Source organism: Paenibacillus dokdonensis (assembly GCF_004916975.1).
GTDB lineage: Bacteria > Bacillota > Bacilli > Paenibacillales > Paenibacillaceae > Paenibacillus_AQ > Paenibacillus_AQ dokdonensis.
On record NZ_STGQ01000003.1, the window covers coordinates 848,972 to 873,146 of the forward strand.

At 50.5% G+C, this 24,175-nt stretch carries 23 protein-coding genes; 7 read left to right on the top strand and 16 right to left on the bottom strand.

Going from position 1 to position 24,175, the window contains the following annotated elements; genetic code table 11:
- Window positions 1-40 precede the first annotated feature (40 nt).
- From E6W40_RS28060 to E6W40_RS28100, 9 genes are all read right to left on the bottom strand, one after another.
- Window positions 41-910, bottom strand: coding sequence for a carbohydrate ABC transporter permease (locus E6W40_RS28060; RefSeq protein WP_136608852.1), 870 nt, complete (start codon window positions 908-910; stop codon window positions 41-43).
- On the bottom strand, window positions 907-1,863 hold the full coding sequence (locus tag E6W40_RS28065; protein WP_136608853.1) for a carbohydrate ABC transporter permease: 957 nt from the start codon (window positions 1,861-1,863) through the stop codon (window positions 907-909). Before E6W40_RS28065 ends, E6W40_RS28060 begins: the two co-directional genes overlap by 4 nt.
- Before the next feature lie 117 nt (window positions 1,864-1,980).
- The gene (locus tag E6W40_RS28070) at window positions 1,981-3,330 is read right to left on the bottom strand and encodes an ABC transporter substrate-binding protein (protein ID WP_136608854.1); all 1,350 of its coding nucleotides are present in this window, start codon (window positions 3,328-3,330) and stop codon (window positions 1,981-1,983) included.
- Window positions 3,331-3,512: 182 nt separating this feature from the next.
- The gene (locus E6W40_RS28075) at window positions 3,513-3,773 is read right to left on the bottom strand and encodes a hypothetical protein (protein ID WP_136608855.1); all 261 of its coding nucleotides are present in this window, start codon (window positions 3,771-3,773) and stop codon (window positions 3,513-3,515) included.
- Between the two features lie 105 nt (window positions 3,774-3,878).
- On the bottom strand, window positions 3,879-4,748 hold the full coding sequence (locus E6W40_RS28080; RefSeq protein WP_136608953.1) for an inositol monophosphatase family protein: 870 nt from the start codon (window positions 4,746-4,748) through the stop codon (window positions 3,879-3,881).
- A 201-nt stretch (window positions 4,749-4,949) separates the two neighbouring features.
- The gene (gene uvsE / locus E6W40_RS28085; RefSeq protein ID WP_136608856.1) at window positions 4,950-5,951 is read right to left on the bottom strand and encodes a UV DNA damage repair endonuclease UvsE; all 1,002 of its coding nucleotides are present in this window, start codon (window positions 5,949-5,951) and stop codon (window positions 4,950-4,952) included.
- Between the two features lie 38 nt (window positions 5,952-5,989).
- On the bottom strand, window positions 5,990-6,310 hold the full coding sequence (locus E6W40_RS28090; RefSeq protein ID WP_136608857.1) for a hypothetical protein: 321 nt from the start codon (window positions 6,308-6,310) through the stop codon (window positions 5,990-5,992).
- 117 nt (window positions 6,311-6,427) lie between these two features.
- A complete protein-coding gene (locus tag E6W40_RS28095; RefSeq protein WP_136608858.1) occupies window positions 6,428-7,522 on the bottom strand; it encodes a D-alanine--D-alanine ligase in 1,095 nt (364 codons plus the stop codon).
- Window positions 7,523-7,592: 70 nt separating this feature from the next.
- Entirely contained in the window at window positions 7,593-8,612 is a 1,020-nt protein-coding gene (locus E6W40_RS28100; protein WP_136608859.1) for an amidase domain-containing protein, read from the bottom strand.
- A 454-nt stretch (window positions 8,613-9,066) separates the two neighbouring features.
- Here E6W40_RS28100 and acnA point away from each other — a divergent pair, with 454 nt between their 5' ends.
- A complete protein-coding gene (acnA, locus tag E6W40_RS28105; protein ID WP_136608860.1) occupies window positions 9,067-11,781 on the top strand; it encodes an aconitate hydratase AcnA in 2,715 nt (904 codons plus the stop codon).
- Between the two features lie 84 nt (window positions 11,782-11,865).
- Here the strand turns inward: acnA and E6W40_RS28110 are convergent, their stop codons facing one another.
- The 4 genes from E6W40_RS28110 to E6W40_RS28125 all read right to left on the bottom strand — a co-directional run bounded on the left by E6W40_RS28110 (window position 11,866) and on the right by E6W40_RS28125 (window position 15,096).
- Window positions 11,866-12,837, bottom strand: coding sequence for a hypothetical protein (locus E6W40_RS28110; protein ID WP_136608861.1), 972 nt, complete (start codon window positions 12,835-12,837; stop codon window positions 11,866-11,868).
- Between the two features lie 18 nt (window positions 12,838-12,855).
- A complete protein-coding gene (locus E6W40_RS28115) occupies window positions 12,856-13,923 on the bottom strand; it encodes a BtrH N-terminal domain-containing protein (protein WP_246073229.1) in 1,068 nt (355 codons plus the stop codon).
- Window positions 13,851-14,759, bottom strand: coding sequence for a helix-turn-helix transcriptional regulator (locus E6W40_RS28120; protein ID WP_136608862.1), 909 nt, complete (start codon window positions 14,757-14,759; stop codon window positions 13,851-13,853). The genes E6W40_RS28115 and E6W40_RS28120 overlap by 73 nt, the downstream gene beginning before the upstream one ends.
- 136 nt (window positions 14,760-14,895) lie before the next feature.
- On the bottom strand, window positions 14,896-15,096 hold the full coding sequence (locus E6W40_RS28125; protein ID WP_136608863.1) for a hypothetical protein: 201 nt from the start codon (window positions 15,094-15,096) through the stop codon (window positions 14,896-14,898).
- 294 nt (window positions 15,097-15,390) lie between these two features.
- Between E6W40_RS28125 and E6W40_RS29670 the strand changes: the two genes are divergently transcribed.
- The 5 genes from E6W40_RS29670 to E6W40_RS28145 all read left to right on the top strand — a co-directional run bounded on the left by E6W40_RS29670 (window position 15,391) and on the right by E6W40_RS28145 (window position 21,058).
- A complete protein-coding gene (locus tag E6W40_RS29670) occupies window positions 15,391-15,531 on the top strand; it encodes a hypothetical protein (protein WP_168929087.1) in 141 nt (46 codons plus the stop codon).
- 211 nt (window positions 15,532-15,742) lie between these two features.
- Entirely contained in the window at window positions 15,743-16,141 is a 399-nt protein-coding gene (locus E6W40_RS28130) for a GntR family transcriptional regulator (RefSeq protein WP_136608864.1), read from the top strand.
- Window positions 16,141-17,235, top strand: coding sequence for a DUF1648 domain-containing protein (locus E6W40_RS28135; protein ID WP_136608865.1), 1,095 nt, complete (start codon window positions 16,141-16,143; stop codon window positions 17,233-17,235). Before E6W40_RS28130 ends, E6W40_RS28135 begins: the two co-directional genes overlap by 1 nt.
- A 77-nt stretch (window positions 17,236-17,312) precedes the next feature.
- The gene (locus E6W40_RS28140) at window positions 17,313-18,947 is read left to right on the top strand and encodes an alpha/beta fold hydrolase (RefSeq protein WP_136608866.1); all 1,635 of its coding nucleotides are present in this window, start codon (window positions 17,313-17,315) and stop codon (window positions 18,945-18,947) included.
- Between the two features lie 119 nt (window positions 18,948-19,066).
- On the top strand, window positions 19,067-21,058 hold the full coding sequence (locus tag E6W40_RS28145) for an alpha/beta hydrolase family protein (RefSeq protein WP_136608867.1): 1,992 nt from the start codon (window positions 19,067-19,069) through the stop codon (window positions 21,056-21,058).
- A gap of 112 nt (window positions 21,059-21,170) precedes the next feature.
- Here the strand turns inward: E6W40_RS28145 and E6W40_RS28150 are convergent, their stop codons facing one another.
- Entirely contained in the window at window positions 21,171-21,911 is a 741-nt protein-coding gene (locus E6W40_RS28150; RefSeq protein ID WP_136608868.1) for an IclR family transcriptional regulator, read from the bottom strand.
- A gap of 269 nt (window positions 21,912-22,180) precedes the next feature.
- Between E6W40_RS28150 and E6W40_RS28155 the strand changes: the two genes are divergently transcribed.
- The gene (locus tag E6W40_RS28155; RefSeq protein WP_136608869.1) at window positions 22,181-23,212 is read left to right on the top strand and encodes an alpha/beta hydrolase; all 1,032 of its coding nucleotides are present in this window, start codon (window positions 22,181-22,183) and stop codon (window positions 23,210-23,212) included.
- A gap of 70 nt (window positions 23,213-23,282) precedes the next feature.
- On the opposite strand, the gene folE is transcribed toward E6W40_RS28155, so the two are convergent.
- Both folE and E6W40_RS28165 read right to left on the bottom strand, forming a co-directional pair.
- Window positions 23,283-23,876, bottom strand: coding sequence for a GTP cyclohydrolase I FolE (gene folE / locus E6W40_RS28160; protein ID WP_136608870.1), 594 nt, complete (start codon window positions 23,874-23,876; stop codon window positions 23,283-23,285).
- 52 nt (window positions 23,877-23,928) lie between these two features.
- Window positions 23,929-24,168 carry a YneF family protein gene (locus E6W40_RS28165; protein WP_136608871.1) on the bottom strand — a complete coding sequence of 80 codons (240 nt, stop codon included), beginning with the start codon at window positions 24,166-24,168 and terminating at the stop codon, window positions 23,929-23,931.
- Window positions 24,169-24,175 lie beyond the last annotated feature (7 nt).

Sequence of the window (24,175 nt, forward strand, 5' to 3'; positions counted from 1 at the left end):
CCTTGCATGAAATAGATGGAACGAAAGAATAAGAAGCAACTCAACTTTTGATCGCACCAGAGGTCAGACCGGCAATGACCCAGCGGCTGAACAGCAGGAATACGACGAGCAGCGGCAGTGTGGCTGTGAAGGTTGCGGACATAATCATGCCGTAGTCCAGACCGTCGCGGTTGGAAAATAGCTGCTGCAGCGCAATTTGAATCGTGAAGTGCTCGCTGTTCTTCAGCACCACCAAAGGCCAGAAGAAGTCATTCCACACATTCATGAAATTCAGGATGCCCAGCGTCGCCATTGCCGGTGTAATGACTGGAATAGCGATATTCCAGAAAATCCGGAAATGCCCGCCACCGTCAATCCTTCCGGATTCAATCAGCTCCGAGTGCACCGCCGTGGACACATATTGTCTCATCCAAAAGATACCGAAGGCATTCACCATCGCTGGCACGATCAATGCCCGGTAAGTGTCGATCCAGTGCAGCTTCGCCATAATGATATACGTTGGCAGCACGCTCAGCTGGGAAGGTACAAACAATGTCGCGATGACAAAGTAAAATAAAGCCGTTTTAAACGGAAACTCATATTTAGCAAAAGCGTAACCCGCTAGCGTACAGAAGAAAACTACGGAAATCGTCACCATGGACGACACGAACAGGGAGTTAAACAGTGCCCTGAAGAAATCCGTCCGCTCCAGTACGCGCTGAAAGTTATTGAAGAACTCGCCGCCAATCGTCAGCAAAGGCGGAATATGGAATACGGCGCCGCGGTCATTCGTCGCAATGACAAACATCCAGTAGAACGGGAATATGGATGCCAGCGCTCCGATAATAAGCAGGATATAGAATACTGTTTTGCTGATAAACCCGGCATCGCCAGGTGCTCTGGAGGAGCCAGCCCAAGAATTCGAACTCATGCCTTGCCACCTCCTGTGTCGCCTTCCATACGGCCCGATACCCACATATTGATCATGGAGAAAATGATGGTGATGATAAACAGCATCACGGCCGTAGCCGCCGCTGTACCGAAGAAGCCATTACGGAATGCTTCACTGTACAAATAGGTTACCATGGTAATACCTTCCTGACGTGTGGAGCCTGTTCCCGATTGTCCAAGATACACATAAGGCTCCGTAAAGAGCTGCAGTGAACCGATGGTCGAGATCAATGTTACGAATACGATGAACGGCTTCAGGAGCGGCAATGTGATAAAGGCCAGCTGCTGACGCCGGTTTGCGCCGTCGATGCGTGCCGCCTCATACAAGTCCAGCGGTATACTCTGCAGGCCTGACAAGAAAATAATGGCATTGTAGCCCGTCCAGCGCCACATCACCATGGTGGAGATGGCGATTTTAACGCCCCACCAGCCGGAATTAAAGGCCATGCTTTCCATTCCAAACTGATGCAGCAGCCAGTTGACCATGCCGTTATTGCCGAACAGCGTACTGAACACGAGAGTAACAGCCACAATCGAAGTAATATTGGGCATGAAAAAGAGGACCCGGAACGTTTTCTTGAAACGGGTCATGGCCGAATTCAGCATGACGGCCAGCAGAAGCGCGATGATCAACTGCGGGATTGTTCCCATGACGCCCATAATGAGCGTGTTCGTGAATGAAGTCCAAAACATCGGGTCACTGGTGACCAGATCATAGTTTTTCATGCCGACATATTTCATCGGTCCAAGCGCATCCCACTTAAAAAAGGATAAGTAAATCGTAAAGAAGATCGGGTACAAGCCAAAGATGGCAAACAAAATAAAAAAGGGCGATATAAACGTGTAGGCCGTTAACCGGCTCCGCCTTTGTTCAGTCCAGAAAGGCCGCTTGCCTGCTGAAACGGTTTGTACAGCGGTTACGGGTTCTGCCATGACGCACCTCCATGAAGTATAGGGAATAACCGAATCCGCCGGAGAGGGCGTCTGCCCTCCAACCTGCGGATTCGGGATGATACTGGCTTACCACTCATCTCACGTTAATGTATCCTTTTAACTGCGCGCTGCGAGCGTCTTCGCCTTCTCAACGGCCGCATCCCATTCCTTCGCCGGGTCTGCTTTCTTCTCAAGAACGTTCTTGAGCGCATCTTTGAAGAATGTGTCCACTTGGTCATGCAGCGGTCCGTAGTATACAGGTTTTACGCGTTGTGCAGCTTTACCATATTCAACAGCCGTTGCCTGACCGCCAAAGAAATCATCCTTAAAGCCTGTGAAGGCTTCATCCGTATACAGAGCAGGAATGGAAGGCATCAGACCTTTTGTCTTGAATGATTCAAGCTGATTCTCCTTGTCGTCCAGCCAGGAAATGAATTCGTAGGCTTCCTTCGAATGCTTGCCCTGCTTCGGCAGCGTCAGGAATGAACCGCCCCAGTTGCCGGCGCCTTCAGGAAGCTGGGTAATTCTCCATTTGCCGGAGGAGTCCGGACCGTTGCTCTTGATGTTGCCCGCCATCCATGCTGGGCCGAGCATAACATCGAATCCACCGTCATTCGTTGCTTGGCCCCATTCAGGAGACCATAGCAGCGTGTTACCGATCCAGCCTTCCTGGATTCCTTTGACCGTAAAGTCAAATGCTTTCTTCACCTGCGGGTTTTTATCGCCGATGAAAGAGCCGTCCTCTTTGCTGAAGTAGATTTCACCTTCGGATTGGTCGCGGATACCGTTATAGACCAGATCGGTCAGGTCAGCAAACGGTTTGCCTGTTTTGTCTTTGAACTGCTTCGCCACAGAGGCGAATTTATCCCATGTATCGATCTCTTTGCCAAATGCATCCGGATCGGTTGGAAGTCCGGCTTTCTCAGCGAGATCCGTGCGGTAGTATACAACGGTCGGACCAATATCTGTCGGAAGACCGATCTGGAAGCTGCCGTCCTTGGAAGACCCCTGTTTCCATTTCCAGTCCAGATAGTTGCCGGCAATATCTTTAGCCCCTAAATCATTCAGGTTATAAAATTTATCCTCGGCGCCGATAAAGCGCTCCATGAAGCCGATTTCAAGCATGAAGATGTCAGGTGCTCCTGAGCCTGCGGACAACGCAGTGGTCAGGTTGTTATGGTGAGCTGTCTGGTCAGAGGTATTTTGAAATTTGATCGTTACATTTGGATGCTCTTTGGTGTACTCCTTGCCAAGCTCTTCGTAGTTGGTTGTGCCAAGCGACCAGAAGCTCAGCTCCACCTTTTCATCGGAATCCTTCTTTGTATCATCGGTTTGCGCGGTTGTATTATCTGTCGTCTTCTCAGGAGTCTGGGTGTCCTGCGTACTGCTCTTTCCTCCACATGCGGCGAGTGATGCCGTCAGCATCAGCGAAAGCAGCAGCATTGGCCATTTCTTACCTCGTTTCATTGCTCTTTACCCCTCTCGAAAATAGGTTTGACGTTTACAAGATTTAGTCTACCGGAGAGAGCAGCAGATTTTGAGGAGACAATATTTCGATTTAAGGTTGAAATTATTACGGCATTAAAAAAAGCCTTCATGAAATCGCATCATTGCGCTTCATAAAGGCTTTGCTTATTTAGATTACATTTTTATTCATCTGTTGGTTTGGACTCTGTATTCGCCTGCTTTGTTCTGTCCAAATAGCGGTCATAACGGTCATCCAGCTCCCGCGCCATGCTGCGGTATTTCCATGTTTCTTCCACAATCGGATCCAACTGGGTCTGAATCCGCACTTCATATCGGGGTGAGATGAGCTCCCGCTCCTGATCCTTGCGGTTTTGCAGATCTTCCATCTCGCCTTCGGTTAGCATCTCACTGAGCTGACGCTCCAAATCGTGATTTTCACTCATTGCCAGACACTCCTTTGCGATTGAACAGCGCCCGGAAGGCGCCGTGCGATATGTTTACCCTGTGTTATGCGGATTGAAACGGTATCAGATCAATGTACGATTCTGTTACTTTTCTTCAAGTCCGGTGGCTGCAGCCTCTTTCAAAGCCTGCACCAGCTCTGCATGTACAACTCCGTTTGTTGCGGCGATATGCCGTACACCAAGGGAGTACGGGCTGCCCATCGTATCGGTGATATGCCCGCCCGATTCCGTAACCATCAGCGCTCCTGCGGCGATATCCCAGGAATTAAGTCCGATTTCCCAGAAGCCGGTCAAGCGGCCTGCGGCCACGTATGCCAGATGCAGCGCTGCCGAGCCCCCCGAGCGGATATTGCGGACCTTGGGTGCCAGATATGCAAGACCAGCCATATTAACCGGAAGCGTCGTGTCGCGCCCCACCGGAAAACCGGTGGCCAACAAGCTTTGGCCCAGTTCAGTCTCACCGGAAACATTCATGCGTTTGCCATGAACATAGGCGCCTTTTCCCTTCTCGGCTACAAACATTTCATCCCGTGAAGGGTCATAGATCACGCCAACAATGACCTCACCCTTATGTGCAAGTGCAATAGAAACGGAAAAGAACGGGAAACCATGCACAAAATTGGTGGTTCCATCAACGGGATCTACAATCCACAAATACTCTTCTTCCGCTACTTTCTCCAGCGCTTGGGTGGAAGCTTCCGGTCCAGGCTCCACGCCCTCCTCGCCGAGAAGCGCGTGATCCGGAAAGTGGGTAAAGATCAGCTTGCGGATCATTTGCTCCGCTCCCTTGTCCACTTCCGTCACCAGGTCGCTCACAGCGGATTTGGTATTCAATTGTGTTACGGTACCCAATCTGCTTTTAATCCATTCACCCGCCTTGGAAGCGGCATTTATCGCCACAGCGGTATAGCTTTTGCTCGTCACGACATAAGGAGTCTTATCCTCTTGGTTCAAAGCGCTCACTCTACTTTCTGTGTTATCGTCAATTATCTATCCGGGCTCCTTATAAGCCCCATTCTTTTAAATTTAATTCTTCTAAAAATATACGTAATGAAAGATTTAAAGTTTCGCCCAAATTGGCAGCTGAAGGCAAAAACCGCAGCCGCCTCAGGGCATCCTCCTGGTAAGCAGTAACTTAGCCGTCCTTTTTACGGATCAGCCCGAAATTTCCACACTCGCTCCATCCAGGACTTTGACTCCATCCTCAGAATAATCAGCTAAACGTTTCATCAGATTAAACAAGGCGACGTCCTTGTTCTTTGCCTCAATCATCACGTCAACCGCGGTTGTACTGCCGGCGATCTCACGCAGAAATGAAAGCAGCGGACCTGGATCAACCAGATCGGCATGACTGCGTGGATCGCTTTCGCTTTTCGGACTGGAAATATGTATCTTGGGCGGCAGCGGCTTGTCGGAATCAGCATCAGCCTGAGCGAGCGGTCCATCCCAGGTCTGCAAAACCTCAGGCCATAACTCCCACGCCTTCTCGCCGTCATTATTCACCCAGTGATGATGAATATCCAGCACCATCGGCAGTCCAGTCGACTTACATACCTCCAGTGTCTCAACAGCTGTGAAGGTTTTATCGTCATTCTCAAGGGTAAGACGTTCCTGAATATCAGGATCAAGTCCGGCAAAATGCTCCTTGAACCGTCCAGCTGCGGAAGGCTTGTCCTTATAGGCTCCACCGATATGAATATTATTCTTGGCAGTTGCATTCAGCCCCATGGCCTTAAGCATCTTTACATGATATCGCAGGTCACGGATAGAATTCTGCAGAACCTCCCGCCGGGGCGTACTGAGCACGGTGAAATGATCCGGATGAAAGGATACTCTCATCTCATGATCACGGACATAACGGCCAACCTCGGCAAAAGCCTCCTTCAGCGCAACAAACGGATCCCAGTCCTTTAGATCGTCATGGGTGGCCAGAGGAATCAACTTGGATGAGAACCGGTACAGCTGAATGTCATTACCATTATTATGCTTCAGCAGTCGGAGCGTATTATGCAAATTCCCTTCCGCAATCCGCTCCAGCTTGCGAACCGCTGCTTCCCGGTCACTCAACTTGCTGAAACTCGCCATCGTCATCGTTTTGGATGGGGACGAGTCCTTGATAAGCATAGACATTGCGACATAGCCGAACCTGACGATCATGATTTCTCTACTCCTTATGGTCTCAAGTTAATAACACCTTAAGGATTATGTTCCCCAAAAAACATCTCATAAGCCAAATCCGTCTGGATCCGCGATTCCTCTTCGTTCAGCTTACGGATCAGCTCCATTTCAACCTCAGTGACTTCCTGACCCTGAAAATTAATTTCCGCAATGCAGCCTACGATTTTGACGATGGCTACTGCAACATTATCCGGCGTATAGGCAATGACCTTCTGGCCTGTAGGAAATACGCGAAAGCCCTGCTTGACCATTTTGCCGCGTCCGTATTCCATGAGCTCATACAGCTCCTGTTCGCTCTTGAACTTGCAAACGGAATTGAATTCAGTTTGAAACCCCATCTATGGCACCTCCTTCTTATATTCAGAAATTTTGCGAAATCCTTTATGAAAAGATGCCCGGCCTCTTACTGCGCCGGCCGGACACCTCCTAGATACTGCTATCTTAAAATGCGATGGTTACGGTTCGTTTGTATAGCTGAGTGCCTGCTTGCTTTCATAACGTTCCAGAGCCAGCTCAATCATCCGGTCCAGCAGAGCTCCGTAACTGAGACCCGTCTCCCGCCACAGCAGCGGATACATGCTGTACGGCGTAAAGCCCGGCATCGTATTGACTTCATTAATTAAAATTGCGCCGTCGGATTTGCGGAGGAAGAAATCCGCCCGCGTAATGCCGCTGCCTTCAATGGCTTGGAATGCAATAAGTGCCGATTCACGCAGACGATCCGCCACTTCTGAATCCACTGCTGCCGGAATCACCATCTCCGACTGTCCATCGGTATATTTCGCCGCATAATCATAATAATCAGCAGAGGATACGATTTCACCCGGAACGGAAGCCATTGGCTCCTGATTGCCCAGAACAGCGACCTCTACTTCGCGCGCATCCACGAATTCCTCAACAATAACCTTTACATCATAGCGGAAGGCAACTTCAACCGCATGTTCTAGTTCTTCACGGTTTTTGGCCTTTGATATCCCAACACTTGATCCAAGATTGGCCGGTTTGACGAAACATGGGTAGCCCAAGTCATCCTCCACGCCCATGATCAGATTAAAGCTGTTACGTTCCCATTGAGGTTTGGTAAAGTAGCTATAATCGCATTGCGGAAGGCCCGCCTGTGCGAACAGCTTTTTCATCACGACCTTATCCATCCCGGCCGCGGATGCCAGCACCCCTGCACCTACATACGGCACATTTGCCATTTCAAACAGGCCCTGGATCGTCCCGTCTTCGCCAAATGTCCCGTGAAGAAGCGGAAACATCAGATCGACCTTCGCATCTCCGCCGTACAAACGGCTGAAAATAGCGCTGAGCGCTCCTTCAGTTCCTTCACTGTCATGCTCCAGCTTCAGCTTCTCCAGCTTTTCAAGCGGTGCGGAAAGTGTGCTTCCCTTTTTCCACTCCCCCTGCTTCGTGATGTAGAACGGAATCAGCTCGTATTTATCATAATCAAAGGCGTTCATGACCGCAAAAGCCGTCTGCAGCGATACCTCGTGTTCGCCTGATTTGCCGCCGTATACAAGGCCTACGGTTGTTTTGTTGTTCCCCATGCCTAACCTCTCTCTTTTTCACTGTATTGCAGGCTGCTCCTGCTGTCGTACTCTTAACCATTATAACGCTCTAGAAGTAGTCCGGAATATGCAAAAAACGGTATACGGTATTTTCGGTCCAAGCATAGGAATCCTTATAATCCCAATAACGGTGTTTACTGCTGACCGTATGTGCGTTCACGAGCGGCTGTCCGCCAGCATCGAAAGCGGTCACAACTGTCGAATGTTGAAAGGAACCATCCCCATCCCAGTCATAGAAAATGACATCGCCAAGCATCAGCTGCTCGGGACGTTCCACAATTTCACCTCGGATTCCCCAAGTGCTTGCCGTAAGGTATCTGGCCAATGCGTTCGAGACAGCCCAGCTGTAGCTCCACCATTCCCTGCCGCCCACATATCCTTTGTACCACCAGCCCGCTTCTCTTTTACCAGTATAGTTGATTGGCGCATCCCCTGCAAAGAGACATTGCGAGACATAACTAGTGCAGTCCACATCGAATTCGGCAAATTCCGGATTACTGGAGTTCCACCATTTATCGGCGTATGCAGCGGCTTCCTCACGCCGGTACTTGATCGACTTTCGGCCCGCTCCACCTCCCTGCAGGATGTAAGAGTTCAAATACGGCTGCGGACTGCTGCTATGCGAATGATAAACATAGTCCTGCGGTCCTCCGGGTGCATTGGCACCAGCTGCCACCGGATGCTTTTCAGGCGAAAGATGCTCAACGGATACGATCACCCAATCATCCCCGTCGCGGATCAGGGTAAGACGCTCCCGCTGAACCATTTCCTCCATGTGGTTGACGCCGCCCTTTTCATAAAAAAGCTGCACATGTAATTGCACATCAATGACCGCTTCATCCGGCGTATCGCGAATGGTTCGCTGCAGCTTGGCCCGTGTTTCACTGCGCAGAGGGCGCGCTCCCCGCTCTTCATACCACTGTGAGAGTCTTGATGAACGTTCTGCCCTGGCCATCAGGTATGCCGGGTCGGTGACGACCTGCTGCGCATGCTGGGATCTGTAATCAATTTGAAGCTGGTTATATTGATTCACATAGGTGTAGAGTGTCTGTTTCCATTCCTTATCCATCCGCTCTATTCCCCTCTCATTTCCGTTACTGGCAGCCATTTCCCCCTTATAGATCGTCCATCCCTTTGGTCAAACGGCTTCTTATTTATACATATATGAAAATAAACGAGCCGCTATGAACTGCAGTTGATTTAAGGTTTTATATGGGAGGCATCAAGGAAAGAATATATTCAGTGGTTCCGTGAGCCCAAATCATTGGCACCACAAGGATTTGAGCACCTTGGAGGCATTCTTCCCGGTACAGAAATCCATCCTTTCGTTTCATATAAATAGACGCAAAAAGTTCTTTACTCTACGGCTTGTAAACGGTATACTTAAAGCAAACCTCACTATTTTGAAATTATGTTTCATCTAGTGAAACAAGGAACGGCAAAGTGATTGCCCTTATCGCTCATCACCCAAGCCATCCTCACCTGAAATGTTCATCAGATCACATTCTCAAGGAGGTACATGTATGACAGCAAAGGATCAGTTCAATACCGTCCGCAGTCTGGAAGTCGGCGGCAAAAGCTACCGATACAACAGCCTGCAGGCTCTCGAAGAACAAGGAATCGGCAGCATTTCCAAACTCCCATTCTCCATTAAAGTACTTTTGGAAGCAGCAATTCGTCAATTCGACGGACGTGCGATTACAGAGGAGCATGTTAACCAGCTGGCTAAATGGAACGAGGGTCTTGACCACAACAAGGAAATTCCCTTCATTCCTGCCCGTATCGTACTGCAGGACTTCACCGGCGTACCGGTCGTTGTAGACCTTGCCGCAATGCGTGACACCGTGAAGAAATCCGGCGGGGATCCGAAAAGCATTAACCCGCTCGTACCGGTTGATCTCGTAATTGACCACTCCGTTATGGTCGATGCGTTTGGCAATGGCGAAGCGCTGAACTATAACATGGAAGTTGAATTTGAACGCAACGAGGAACGTTACCGCTTCCTGCGCTGGGCTCAAACCGCATTCAACAACTTCCGTGCGGTGCCACCAGCTACGGGTATCGTTCACCAGGTTAACCTGGAGTATCTCGCATCTGTTGCAGCAACCAAAACCATTGACGGCGAAACCGTTGTTTACCCTGACTCCCTCGTAGGTACGGATTCCCATACGACCATGATCAACGGTCTTGGCGTTGTGGGTTGGGGTGTAGGTGGTATCGAAGCGGAAGCAGGCATGCTCGGACAACCGCTGTACTTCGTAACGCCTGATGTTATCGGCTTCAAGCTGACAGGCAGCCTGACTGAAGGCTCTACAGCTACTGACCTTGCGCTGACGGTTACGGAATTGCTGCGTAAAAAAGGCGTTGTCGGTAAATTCGTAGAATTCTTCGGCCCTGGCCTCTCCAACATCAGTCTGGCAGACCGCGCGACCGTAGCAAATATGGCACCGGAATACGGCGCAACCATCGGCTTCTTCCCGGTTGACAGCGAGACACTGGCTTACCTGCGCAACACCGGACGTTCCGATGAGCAAATCGAGCTGGTTGAAGCTTACTACAAAGCACAAAACATGTTCCGTACAGCAAACACTGAAGATCCTGAGTTTACGGACGTTATCGAACTCGATCTGGCTTCTGTTGTACCGAGCCTTGCAGGACCTAAACGTCCGCAGGACCGCATCGAGCTGACGAACATGAAGCATGCATTCAATGACATCGTCCGTACACCGATTGAAAAAGGCGGATACGGCCTGAGCGATGCCAAAATCGAAGAAAAAGTAACCGTTAAGCATAAAAACGGATCTACCAGTGAAATGGGTACGGGCGCGGTCGTGATCGCGGCAATTACAAGCTGTACCAACACTTCCAATCCGAGCGTTATGCTGGGCGCAGGTCTCCTGGCCAAAAAAGCGGTTGAACGTGGTCTGACTGTTCCTGGCTATGTTAAGACCAGCTTGACACCAGGCTCCCTGGTTGTAACCGAGTACCTGAAAAAAGCTGATCTGCTGCATTCTCTGGAAGCTCTCGGCTTCTATGTAGCCGGCTACGGCTGTGCGACATGTATCGGTAACTCCGGTCCGCTTCCGGATGAAGTCAGCCAAGCAATTGCCGACAACGACATGACGGTAGCTGCCGTTCTGTCCGGTAACCGTAACTTTGAAGGCCGCGTCCATGCACAGGTTAAAGCCAACTATTTGGCATCGCCTCCACTCGTGGTTGCATATGCGCTGGCAGGAACCGTAAACATCGATCTGCAAAACGATCCGATCGGCTACGACCAAAAGGGCGAGCCTGTATATCTGAAAGATATCTGGCCATCTTCCGAAGAAATCAAAGAAGCGATCAGCTTATCCCTGAACGCGGAAATGTTCCGTCAGAAATACGCGAACGTATTTACTGCCAATGAACGCTGGAACGCGATTCCGGTTCCGGAAGGCGAATTGTATGAGTGGGATGAAAACTCCACTTATATCCAGAACCCTCCGTTCTTTGAAAACCTGGGTACCGAACTGAACGACATCAAGGATATCAAAGACGCAAACGTACTCGCATTGCTGGGAGATTCCGTAACCACGGACCACATCTCTCCTGCCGGCAACATCTCGCCAACCAGCCCTGCAGGTCTCTACCTGAAAGAGCATGGCGTAGAGCGCAAGGACTTTAACTCTTACGGTTCCCGTCGTGGTAACCATGAAGTGATGATGCGCGGTACATTCGCCAACATCCGGATCCGTAACCAGGTTGCCCCTGGAACTGAAGGTGGCGTAACCACTTACCTGCCTACGGATGAAGTGATGTCCATTTACGATGCTTCCATGAAGTATCAAAATGGTGACCGTAACCTCGTCGTGATCGCAGGCAAGGAATACGGTACAGGAAGCTCCCGTGACTGGGCCGCAAAAGGTACCTTCCTCCTCGGCGTCAAAGCGGTTATCGCTGAGAGCTTCGAGCGTATCCACCGCAGTAACCTGGTTGGCATGGGCGTTCTCCCGCTGCAGTTCCAGGAAGGTCATGGCTGGAAGAGCCTTGGTCTGACCGGCAAAGAAACCTTCGATATCGTTGGACTGAGCAATGACGTGAAGCCAGGTGAGAACCTGTCCGTTATGGCAATCCGCGAAGACGGTACGAAGTTCGAATTCCCGGTTACCGCGCGTCTGGACAGCATGGTGGATGTGGACTACTACCACAACGGCGGTATTCTGCAAACGGTGCTTCGTCAAATGATCGCTAATCAATAATCCGTCAACAGGTTAAGATTCAAATAGAAAAAGGCGTCCCTGAGCCATGAAATTAGCTCAAGGGACGCCTTTTTTGTGCTGTTTCTATCGCTGTCCGACATGATCAAACCGGTTGCCGATCCGCTCGCGCATGAAAATTTTGATCACATCGATCGCTTTCTGTTCCGACTGCCGGCATTCCTCCATCCGTCCGATTAGGCTGCTTCCGGATTCTTTTCCCATCATGCCTTTCTGCTCTTCCATCAGGTCTAATGCCTCCCGGAAGGAAGCCGCCGCTACCCGGTAGGCTTCCGCCGCATCACCGAGCTCCGGCCAGAGGGACGTTAGCGTATCCATATACTCGCTAATATCCCGTTTGGATGCGGCATAACACCGGAAAAGCTCGGCTGCTTGAGACGGATCATAGCACCTCGTTTCGAGTGCCTCCCGGATCGCGTCATACGCTTCCCGGCCGCATGCGTAATCTTCTTTCGGCAGCATGATGTCATGCGTTTCCCATTTGTATACGGCTTGTACCAACGACTCTTTATAGATCTCGATCGGATCCAGATCCACCGGATAATCAAGGATTTGATAATGCCAATACGGCGACACATTCCTCCCGAACTCTTGATAAGAAAGCCGGCAGAGGTCTAAGCCCTCCCCATCCGAATACCATAATACGCCTGCTTCATCGTCATAGCCTGCGGCGACGACAAAACGGTCCTTCCAGAATACCGCTCCCCTTCCCCGATCGATGGCTGCCTTCATATCGGAAACAGCCTGATGCTGATACAGCGGGAATGTGGGCTCGAACGTAAAGCCGGCAGCCTGGTTTGATGTCACGCCAACAAAATCCGCGGCAAGAAAGTTCTCCGCGATCCAGTTGTATGCCGTTGCCAATTCGGAGCTGAGGCTGCGTTCCACCACAAATCGAAAGCCTGTTACCGTCATCCCCGATAACACCGGTTTCGGGTATGACGTCCACCCGGCGTGAGTGAGCACGGCATGCATGGCGTCAATATATGACCTGGATTCGACCGCCATGCGCAATCCATCAAGTATTTTCGCGCCCATTTCCATCCTCCCCTCTTGCTATCTTGCCATATGCAGACCCCAGCGCGGAACCATGGATCGTTTCAAATCGGGATACCGACCCGAAATGCCCCGGAATACGTTCACCGCTTCATCCTCCAAGCGGCAGGCCTTCTCAAGCGCTCCTATTAAGGAAGGCATCGCGTGCGAATTAATGAATTTGTGCTTCGCATTCCGGGTAGGTATCCATTCCGACGGCTTGAACAGGGCTACCGTTTGTTCATACAGGGCAGAGGCTTCTTTCAGCTCGGGAAACAATCGCTCGGCCTCCTTCAAAAATAACATGATCTCATGTCTGGATTGCTGATACGACTCCAGAATATAAACCGCCCCAGCTTCGTCGTAGTCTCCCTGCATCAGAGCCCGGATCAAATACGAATAAGCCGTCCGGCCTGAAGCGATACTCTCATCCGGCGGGACCGGATATGGCGTGTTCCAATCGTCAATTGCCATCCGAAGCGCCTCAAGCACCTTTTGTTCGGGATCGATCTCTACGCTGTCCCCAAAAGCTTGCGCATGCCAGAAGGGCGTAAAGTTCAGGCCTAGGTTATCGTACAGCACCAGCCGGTTTTCGTTTGAACCGTCCTGCACATAAAACACCCGATCTTCGTCATCATAACCGTAAATCACGCCGAACTCCGGAATCCAATAGACCACCCCTATCCCCTTGTCGAGGCTCTCCTTTATCCACTGGACCGCGTCCTGCTGGTAGCGCGGGAATGTCGGATGCCGCGTGCGTCCCCCGTCCGAGACCGTGTAAATACCGAGGCTGTCGGCCGCACGCTTATGGACTGTTACCCATTGTCCGTAAGCCGTGACCGAAAGATGGAGCAGCCGTTCATGTACCGTGAAAATAAAGGCCATCCCGCTTAAAGCGGACAGCATGTATTTGGGCCCTTCGTACAAGCCCGCAGCCGTAAGAATCGCATATAAAGCGTCGATAAAGGATTTTGATTCTCTTTTGAAATTAAGATCCTGTAAAATGACGCCGGACATCATCGCTCCCCCTCTCCGTTTAAACAGTTCAGCACCTGCTCGCACCGGTCCTGAAGCTTCTGTCTCAGCCATTTGGGTGCTTCCAGCTGCTGCCAGGCTGTCCGCATCAACTGCTGCATAAAAGACTCTACATCGTAAAAATCAATCTCATACAAAAGCTCAACTACAGGTCTCGCAGCATATCCAAACCAAGTATCATCGTCCAGTTCATGATTCAGCTTGATTCTGGCCGTGAACGGCTTGATGGCCGGGAAATCTCGCTCGATCACCGCGGCGTTCTGCTCATCCCTATCCTCAAATATTCGGGCCGTTACATGCAAGTCTCCTATGCCATCAAGCCTGTACAGTCGCTTCCGGCTTCCGTCCGCTCCATAAGCCGCCACGTAATCCGCGTTGTATCTGGATAACAATTGAACCGGACATATGTCGAGCCTCATCTCCCCGGCTTCATCGCGATAGCGGATATGCACGATTTTTCGTTGAGAAATCGCAAAGGCAAGCTGTCCGCTGATCTCGATCAAGCGCGGCTGAGCTTCAAAGAACGGCAGCCGTCCAAAGGCTTCCGTCTCCTCTTCTCCGGTAAAGCGGCCGAGCAGATGCGCGACCCGCTGAACACTGGATTGATCACTGCTGAACTGGCCATATTTCCGCGCCAAAAACTTTAGTACTTCCTTCTCTTCTTCAGTCATATATAAATGCGGCAGCACGTATGTTTTATCTTCGTAACAGTAACCGCGGTGCTTGGCTATGTAGAGAAGCGGAGCCCGCAGGGAGACCGCCAGGTACTCAATATCCCGCTGCGCCTGCCTCCTGGATATTTCAAACTGGAGGGCAATATCCTTGCTGCTCGGATAATGCCCTTCCCTGATTCGCTGATCAAACCAGTGAATTCTATGCATATTGCTCATATGTCGGCTGCCCCCTTATCGCACTTGGAACCCTGCAGCTTCTATTGAAGCATCTGCAGGCCTTGGGATTCAAGCCATTTTTTCACACCTGTTACTTCACCAGCTCATTCAGGAACTTGGCTCCGGTACCGGCTTGTCAGTCTTTACCATGGGCTGTAGCAGCATCCACTCTCTCTTGAACGGCATTAAAACATTTCTTACATACCTTGAGCGATGATCCGTCCGTCGTGGTACGCGTATACAGCAGCTTGATCCGTTTGCTGTCACAAACGGGACATGTACCTCGGCCTCTGGATGGGAGATTCCAGAGAATACGTCCTCTTTTGGTTTTTGCCATTGTTCATCCAACCTCATTTCAATAATTGTTCCTGTTTACATGACCATTATATGGCATGAGGTATGACATAAAGTGTCGTAGCAATATCCTTTTTTCCGGAGCTGGACCTTCGGTCCTATACTCATCCGTCAGCCCTAAAATCACATGACCATTCTCCCAAAATCCGGATATTCCGTTTAAGGACCGAATGAGGCGGGTAAAGAAAATAAGAGCCGGTCAACAAGATCATGCTACTGCATACATAAGCTTTAAGGATGAAGAATTAAAGGACCTGCAAGAGGAGGAGAGAAATTGATGAATGTTCCGCAAATGATGCCCTTTCACCATGCCTATCCAAGACCCCAGGTCACTGCAGCGCAGAAAAAGGATAACTCCATCGATAAACCGCTGACCTTCAAGGAGGTTCTTACGGAGAAATTGAATCAAAAACGTTAAACGAAAAGTTGAAGCGCACCTATTCCTCCTTATGAGTGGCCCCCCCTTCCACCCATAAGATTCATATTGTAAAAGAGCGTCTGCATTTGGCAGTCGCTCTTTTTTTATGTATATGCATCATTCGTCTATTTACATGATATTGTTCCATCTGTTATATTTGTAGTATAACAGATGGTTTTTTAAAATTTATTGCTGAAAGAAGGGTCTTCCTATGATCATCCGTCTGGATATGCAGTCGGATCTTCCCATTTATACGCAGCTGATGAACCAGATAATTGAAGGCATTGCCAGCGGCGAACTCAAGCCGGGAGAAGACCTGCCCTCCGTGCGGAGCCTGGCTTCGGATATCGGCGTCAACCTGCATACCATTAACAAAGCTTACACATTGCTGAAGCAGGAGGGTTTTATCCAAATACACCGGCAAAAAGGGGTCGTTGTTAATCCGGAGGGCATGCCTGGCATAACCCCCGAGTATGAACAAAAGCAGACCGAACAGCTCAGACCGATGATCGCTGAGGCCATCTGCCGGAGCGTGGATAAAGAGCACCTGCTCCAAATCGTCGAATCGCTTTATGATGACATTTTACACGGTGAAAAGGAGAATGCGTAATGTTCTGGATATCCGCTTTAATGACTGTTGTCATGTTCATCCCCATCTCCATCACGATAATTGCCATGCCATTTCTCAGCAGGGAAACGGTTAGCTTCGGCATCTCGGTCAGCGAGGAGATGTACCACAGCCCGCAGCTCCGCCAGATGCGGAAGCAATACGCCTGGGTCAGCGGCATCCTCTATACCCTGCTGCTTCTGGCATGCCTGCTCATCCTGCTGCGCACTGAAGAAAAAGGCCTGGCATACGTCCTGTCCTCATATATCACAGTAGTGATCATTTGTTCCGCGGTTATCAATCTGACATATTATCTGAAGATGAAAAAAGTGAAATCATCCTTGCCTCCGGCCACATTGAAAATCGGCAAAATTGCGATTGATACGAAGTTCCGCAGCCATAAAATGACGATTTCAAACAAATGGTATGTACTTCATCTTGGCGTTATGCTGATCAGTACCATTCTGGCGCTCGTATATTACGACCGCTTCCCGGCCGATCTTCCCATGAAGTTCGATTGGCAGGGTGAAGTGACCCGTTCCGCTGTCAAGTCCTTCCGGACCGTGCTGGGGCCCAACCTGATGCAACTGGTCATGATTGCCCTCTTTATATTCATCAACTGGATGATTCTCAAAAGCAAGCAACAGATCAATCCTGATCACCCGGAACAATCGGTTCAGCGGAATGCTATCTTCCGTCTCAGATGGTCCATGTTCTGCGCAATCGCCGGCATGATGATGGTGCTTATGCTTTCGTTTATCCAGCTGAATATGATATTTGAACTGCATGCAAGCTTCGTATTGTTAGTTACGCTGCTGATGCCCTCTCTGATCGTCGTTATGGCTTTGATCCTCTCCTTTACCACAGGCCAGGGTGGCCGTCGCATCGGGCGTCCATTGAGTACGGGCACCTCCGCCTTCGGCGATGACCGCTTCTGGAAGCTGGGCTTCATCTATTTTAATCCCGGCGACCCGGCCCTGTTTGTAGAAAAACGGATGGGGATCGGCTGGACAGTGAACTTCGCCCGGCCTACGGCCTGGATGGTATTTGTAATTACGTTGGTTGTTATCACTGCCGTTGGCTTTTTTGCAGGGTAATATACTTCCCTGAAGAGAAGGTGCAGGGTAGAAAAATAGAAGAGACCTTTAACGTCTCTCAAGGAGGATTATATATAATGAAAAAGCCTTCAAAAATCAACAAGGCGGCAGCTGCTTCTCTCGTTCTTGCCCTCTCCGTACCAGCAGTCGTTGCAGCTTCGGACTCCCAGGGAGATGCATCCTATACGCCCGTATGCGAGATTGCCGAAAAGCTTAATGTACAGATTCAGTGGGATCAATCTGCTCATACCATCACGCTGAACAAGGGCGGCCAGACACTGGTTATTACTCCGGGTGAGACTCAAGGCGTACTCAATGGCAAAACCGTACAGGTAGGCGGCTCTGTCCGCCTCGTTGCTGGAAGAACACTGGTCCCCGCAGCTTTTCTACCCGGCATATTTGGGGAAGCATCAGCCAGCAGTGGCAGCTTGAATGATTCATCAAATTCGGATAACAATGCAGATTCGTTCTTCAAAGAACTCCAAGCCGGTAACGGCACGAAAGCCGCTGATTATATGAGCCCTGCGCTCAAAAAAGCCCTGCCGGTTCAAGCTCTGAATATACTGTGGAGCAATTATGAGCAGCTGTATGGCAAAGCTGTATCTGGCGAGCCTCTCAAAACAGAACAGGACAACGCAGTTCATCATAACGCAACCTACTCCGTCCAAATGGGCCAGATCCCTCTGAATATCACACTCCGGCTGAGTACAGACGGGCTGGTGGATGATATGCTTATCAACCCTGCCAGTGCCGCAGGATACCAAAAGCCGGCGTATGACAATCCTACAGTCTATACCGAACAGGAGATACGAATTGGAACCGGCGACCTCGCACTGCCAGGCACCCTGACCTTGCCTCAAGGCGATGGCCCATTCCCTGCGGTCGTCCTTGTTCACGGTTCCGGCCCTCAGGACCGTGATACCTCTACCGGAGCCGCCAAACCGCTCCGAGATTTGGCCGTCGGCCTGGCTGCAAAAGGGATTGCAGTCCTGCGCTATGACAAGGTGACGTATGAGCATACCTTTAAGATCGCAGGCGACCCGAAGTTAACGTTGAAAAGGGAAACCGTGGACGACGCTATATCCGCAGTCAAACTACTGAAACAAACAACGAAGATCGACGCAGAGCATGTCTTTGTTGCTGGTCACAGTCAAGGCGGCTTTGCCATGCCGCTGATTATCGATGCCGATCAGAATCATGATATTGCCGGCGCCATTCTGCTCTCCGGCCCGAGTTCGAGTTTTGCGGATACCCTGATCGAGCAGCAGCAGGAGCTAGTGGCACGCATCAAAGAATTGGGCCAGGACCCGACTCCATATGAACAGCAGGCAGCTGTCTGGACCGGCATTGCCAATCTTGTTAATGATCCGCAGTATACGGTGGACCATATGCCTGAGAATTTCCCGCTCTCCCCTGCCTACTGGTGGTTTGAGCAGAAGAACTACAAGCCGACCGTTCTCGCACAGAAGCAGCATACACCCATGCTGGTCCTTCAAGGAGAAAATGACTGGCAGGTAACCATGAAACAATTTAAACAGTGGGAAAGCGCGCTGAAAGACCGCAGCGACGTCGAATTCAAATCTTATCCGAACATGACCCATCTGCTTGCAAACTATGATGGTATTTCTACCGGAGCAGAATATGTGAAGCCCTCCAATGTATCTTCTGAACTCATCTCGGATATGGCTGTCTGGATTCAGAAGCGTAAATAAAGAATAACTAACGCTGCAGTATGTCCCCGGCTTCATCCGCCCGGGATGGATTTACCATCCATTCTCTGGGATAATGAACACAAGCTAGTGTTTATTTTCTCTATGGGAGGTCTATTTCAATGAGTGAAAAACGCGTGATGACAGCCGAGGATCTACATCGCATGCAATGGGTTAGTGACCCGGCAGTTTCTCCTGAAAACGGTGCGACTGCGTACATACTCAAATCAGTCAACAGCAAGCATGGCGGATACGTAACCCAGATCCGGCTGATTCATCCGGATGGCAGTGGTGATGTTCCATTTACCGCAGGTGAACTGGACGGAGCCCCGCAGTGGTCTCCAGACGGTTCACACCTGGCTTTTCTCCGCAAAAAAGGTGACGCTCGCCAAGTATGGCTGCTGCCTGCACATGGTGGCGAAGCACAGGCCGTGACCGATATCAAACATGGTGTAAGCGCATACGCGTGGTCGCCCGATGGAGCAGCCCTGCTGCTTAAGGCGGAAGCGCCGGATGAAACGGAAGATACACATGCAGCCAAAGATGAGCCCAAACTGCCCGAAGAGAAAATTATCGACCGCATCCGCTATAAAGCCGACGGTACAGGCCTGATGGGCAGCCGCAGAACTCATTTATTCGTTTTTGATATTGGCGCAAAAAGCAGCAAACAGATTACTTCGGGAGCATTTGATGTCGGCTCCTTCGCTTGGTCGCCTGACGGTGCTCAAATCGCTTATACAGCGGAGCTTCCTACCGAGGATATTACGGACCCGGATCTCAGACCAACGAACGACTTATATGTTACAGACCGTGAAGGCAGCGCAGCCCGCCAGCTTACAGACGGTAAAATCAGCATCGGATATGTCAGCTACTCACCTGACGGCCAGTCTATTCTGATGCTCGCTGATGATATGTCCTGCGGTTATGCCACACTGACCCGCATCTACCTCATTCCGGCCGTTGGCGGCGATTACCAAGCCCTCTACACGGATCTGGACATTCAGATCGGCCACAGCTGCGTCAGCGACATGCGCTCCGGTGCCGGAACACCGCCTGTATACAGTCAGGATAAACAGTCCGTTTATATCCAGATCAGCCAAAATGGCCGTGTGGAAATCGCTCGCTTTGCCCTGAATGGCTCGGACTTTGAGATCATTGCCGGCGGTGACCGTGAAATCTACCAATTCGCCCTGACGCCAAATGGCGGTTTAATATTCGCAGCAGCTGATCCTTTGCATCCGGGGGATCTGTTCCGGATGGAGCTAGCCAGCGGTACGGAAACCCGCCTGACCGAATGCAATCAAGAGCTTTGGAGCGAACTTGAGCTCAGCGAGCCGGAGGAGTTCCAATTCCGGGCTGGCGACGGCTGGCCGATGCAGGGATGGATCATGAAGCCAATCGGCTTCCAGGAAGGCTCCAAGATCCCTGGCGTTCTCGAAATCCACGGCGGTCCGCAGGCCATGTACGGTCATACGTTTATGCATGAATTCCAGTTGCTTGCCGCAGCGGGCTTTGCTGTATTCTATACGAATCCGCGCGGCGGACACGGCTACGGCCAAGACCATGTCAACACGGTCCGTGGAGACTACGGTGGACGCGATTATCAGGATCTCATGGACTTCACGGACTATGTGCTGGAAACCTACACGTATGTGGACGGCTCCCGTCTCGGGGTAACCGGGGGCAGCTACGGCGGCTTTATGACCAACTGGATCGTTGGGCATACTGACCGCTTCCAGGCGGCTGTTACCCAGCGTTCTATCTCGAATTGGCTCTCGTTCTATGGCGTAAGCGATATCGGATATCATTTCACCGAGGATCAAATCTGGGGTAACGCATGGGATGATCTTGAAAAGCTGTGGAAGCATTCGCCGCTGGCCTATGTAAAAAATGTTAACACACCGCTACTCATTCTCCATGGTGAGCAGGACATGCGCTGTCCTATTGAGCAAGGCGAGCAAATGTTTGTTGCCTTGAAGCGGCTCGGTAAGAAAACTCAATTGATCCGCTTCCCGGGCGCAGACCATAATCTGTCCAGAAGCGGCAACCCTCATCTTCGCACCAGACGGCTCAGTCATATCGTACGCTGGTTTGAAGAGAATATTGAACGATAATTCTGACTCCTGATATTATACAGGTAGACCACTTCATTTCTTTGCAGCGCACCGACGAATAGAAAATAAAGCCCGCTAAGCCGTACTTCACGGCTTAGCGGGCTTTATTCGTTTATATCATCATGCCCATCTCGCGGGCAGCTTCCTTCAGCACAGGCGCAAATTCATGGAGCGTATCGGTTGAAATCCGGCCGACAGGCCCGGAAACGGACAACGCAGCAGCGACAACCCCGCTTCTGTTCACGATTGGCACGGCTACCGCGGCCGCGCCCGGTTCACGCTCCTCAAAGCTCGTAGCGTACCCCCGTTCCCGAATCTCCTCCAGCATCTGGAGATATGCATCCGGGTCAGACATATCCGGCCACTCGGGATCCTGAAACAGCTCCTGCTGGTCTTCCTGTGTGGCAAAGGCTACCAGCACCTTACTGGATGCGCCTACATACAAGGGAAGTCTTGCTCCGACCTGGGCCACACGACGGATCGCCTGGTTGCTCTGCACTGCCTGAATCCGCAGGCGGTCCTTTCCGTCCCGCAAATATAGGCTCACCGTCTCGCCAAGCCGGTCACGCAGGCGTTCCATCGCCGGAAGGAGCAGCACGGCAGGATCATCGCTCTTGGACAGATGAGTGGACAGCTCCCAGACTTTCAGACCCAAGCGGTACTTTTCCGTTGCCGCATCCCGGATCACAAAACCTCTCTCTTCAAGCGTCGTCATCAGACGATGCACCGTGCTTTTATGAAGGTGGATCTGTCCGGCAATTTCAGTCAGTCCAAGCTCACTGTTCCTGGTAAAACACATCAATATATCAAGTGCGCGCTCGACGGCGCGTACGGTCAATTTGCGGTCTTCCATTCCTTGCTCCCGCCCCTCCTAATGTTTCACCACATGAAACATGGTTACAATAATTATAAGAAATTAAGCGTCTAAAGTCTACTTTTTCGCAAAATCTGTTCATATAGAGATGGCTGAACCAGCCCTCTATTACATTTCAGTAACAAATAGGCCAGGCTGATTGACTTTAGGCGTCCCACAGCATAGGATATAGAGTAAAATTTTATCTGTTTCCCATTCGTTGCTCAGAAGCTAAACTATAATTAGTAATCCTTAAAGGAGGGGCAAGCATGAACATGGCAACACGAAATGACGCCCAAATATCTCGCCCCCTGACTGAAACACCCATACCGCTGACTCCGCGGCTCATACGCGTTAAGCATATACTGGTAGCTTTACTGCTGTCGGTTCTGTTCTTCCTGATCTTCTGTTTCATCGCGCTGCATGCGTATATCGCCTGGGTACTTTCAAATCCGACAGTGGCTCCGCTCTATTCCAATCCAATGCAAGCCAAGCATATGTCTTATGAGAATGTCACTTTCCCCGCGCTTGATGGCAGTCGGATGATTCAGGGCTGGTACATTCCCTCTGCGGGGTCAAAGAAAACGATTGTATTCAGTCATGGGTATGGTGCCAATCGTGAGGAAACCTGGATTCCGATGTATGATTTGGCCCATTATGCTCACCGGATGAATTTCAACGTAATCATGTTTGACTACGGGTTTGCATCACAGAACAGCAAAGCGGTGGCCACGGGCGGCAAGGTGGAGTCCCAGCAGCTGCTCGGAGCGATTGAGCTGGCCAAAAAGCGGGGTGCTAAACAGATTGTGGTATGGGGATTCTCCATGGGAGCAGGCACAGCTCTTCAAGCTGGACTGCAGACGAAAGATGTCGACGCAATGATTCTGGACAGCACCTTCTTGCTGGAACCGGATACGCTGTATCATAATATCAAAAACCAAATCGATTTGCCGCGGCATCCGTCGCTCGAAATATTAGAACTGCTATTTCCAGTGCTGAACGGAACCAGTCTGCATCAAATTCCGTATCAGCAGGTCAAAAAGGAAGATTATCCATTCCCGATCTTTTTTGTGCATGGTACAGAGGATGAGAAGGCTCCTTACCCAATCGCTGAAAAATTGGCAGCTAACCAGACGAATCCCTACTCCGATGTATGGATTGTCAAAGGCAGCCACCATGAACTTATTTTCCGCGAGCATCCGCGTGAGTATCTACGCCGAGTTTCAACCTTTCTGGGCAACGTGAAGCTGGCGGAACAGAAGGACATTGATAATGCGCCTTTGGTGAAAAGCAAACCGTGATTCGGGACACAAAAAAGAGGCATCCCTGGAGGTTGAAATCAACCCTTCAGGGATGCCTCTTCTATACCGATCAGCCTTTAATTAAAGACAGAAATTCAGCTCTGGACGCAGGATCCTCGCGGAAAATGCCTCGTACTCCGGAAGTTACCGTTTTGCTTCCCGGCTTCTTCACACCACGGGCGCACATGCACAGATGCTCACCCTCCACAACAACCATGACACCGTGAGGCTCCAGAACGTCGACCATAATGTCGGCGATTTGCGATGTAATTCGCTCCTGAACCTGCAAACGGCGGGTCACTGCTTCGACCAGACGAGCCAGCTTGCTGAGACCGGCAATTTTGCCGCTTGGGATGTAGCCGATATGGACCTTACCGAAGAAAGGCGCCATATGATGTTCGCATTGGCTATAATAAACGATATCCTTGACGATAACCAGCTCTTCGTGATTTTCATCAAAGGTAACGCCCAGTACATCCCTTGGGTCCACCTCATATCCCGCAAAAATTTCCTCATACATCCGGGCAACACGCGCAGGAGTTTCTAGAAGTCCTTCCCGCTGCGTATCCTCCCCGATCAATTTCAATATCTGCTCTATATGATACTCGACTTGTTCACGATTTTGCTGAACCTTGGTATTTGCGTAATCTTTAACGCCAGCCACGGCACGTCCTCCTCTCGTGACCTACTGATTTCTATTATTGAAATATCTTACCTTACTTGCGTTTGCCGCCGCCTTGCCCTTTTTTACCCGTATTCTGCTGGTTTTTCATCATTTGCTGGGCTTTTTGCATTTGGCGACCATTCAAATTATACCCCATCTGTTTGGCCATTTTTTGCAGCATTTGTGGATCACTTTGCATTTTCTCCATTTGCTTGCGCAAATAAAACACGCCGATAAAAAAACCGCCGATTAAGCCGACAATCAGCGTAACCACAGGAATGACATATTGCATTTTCCGC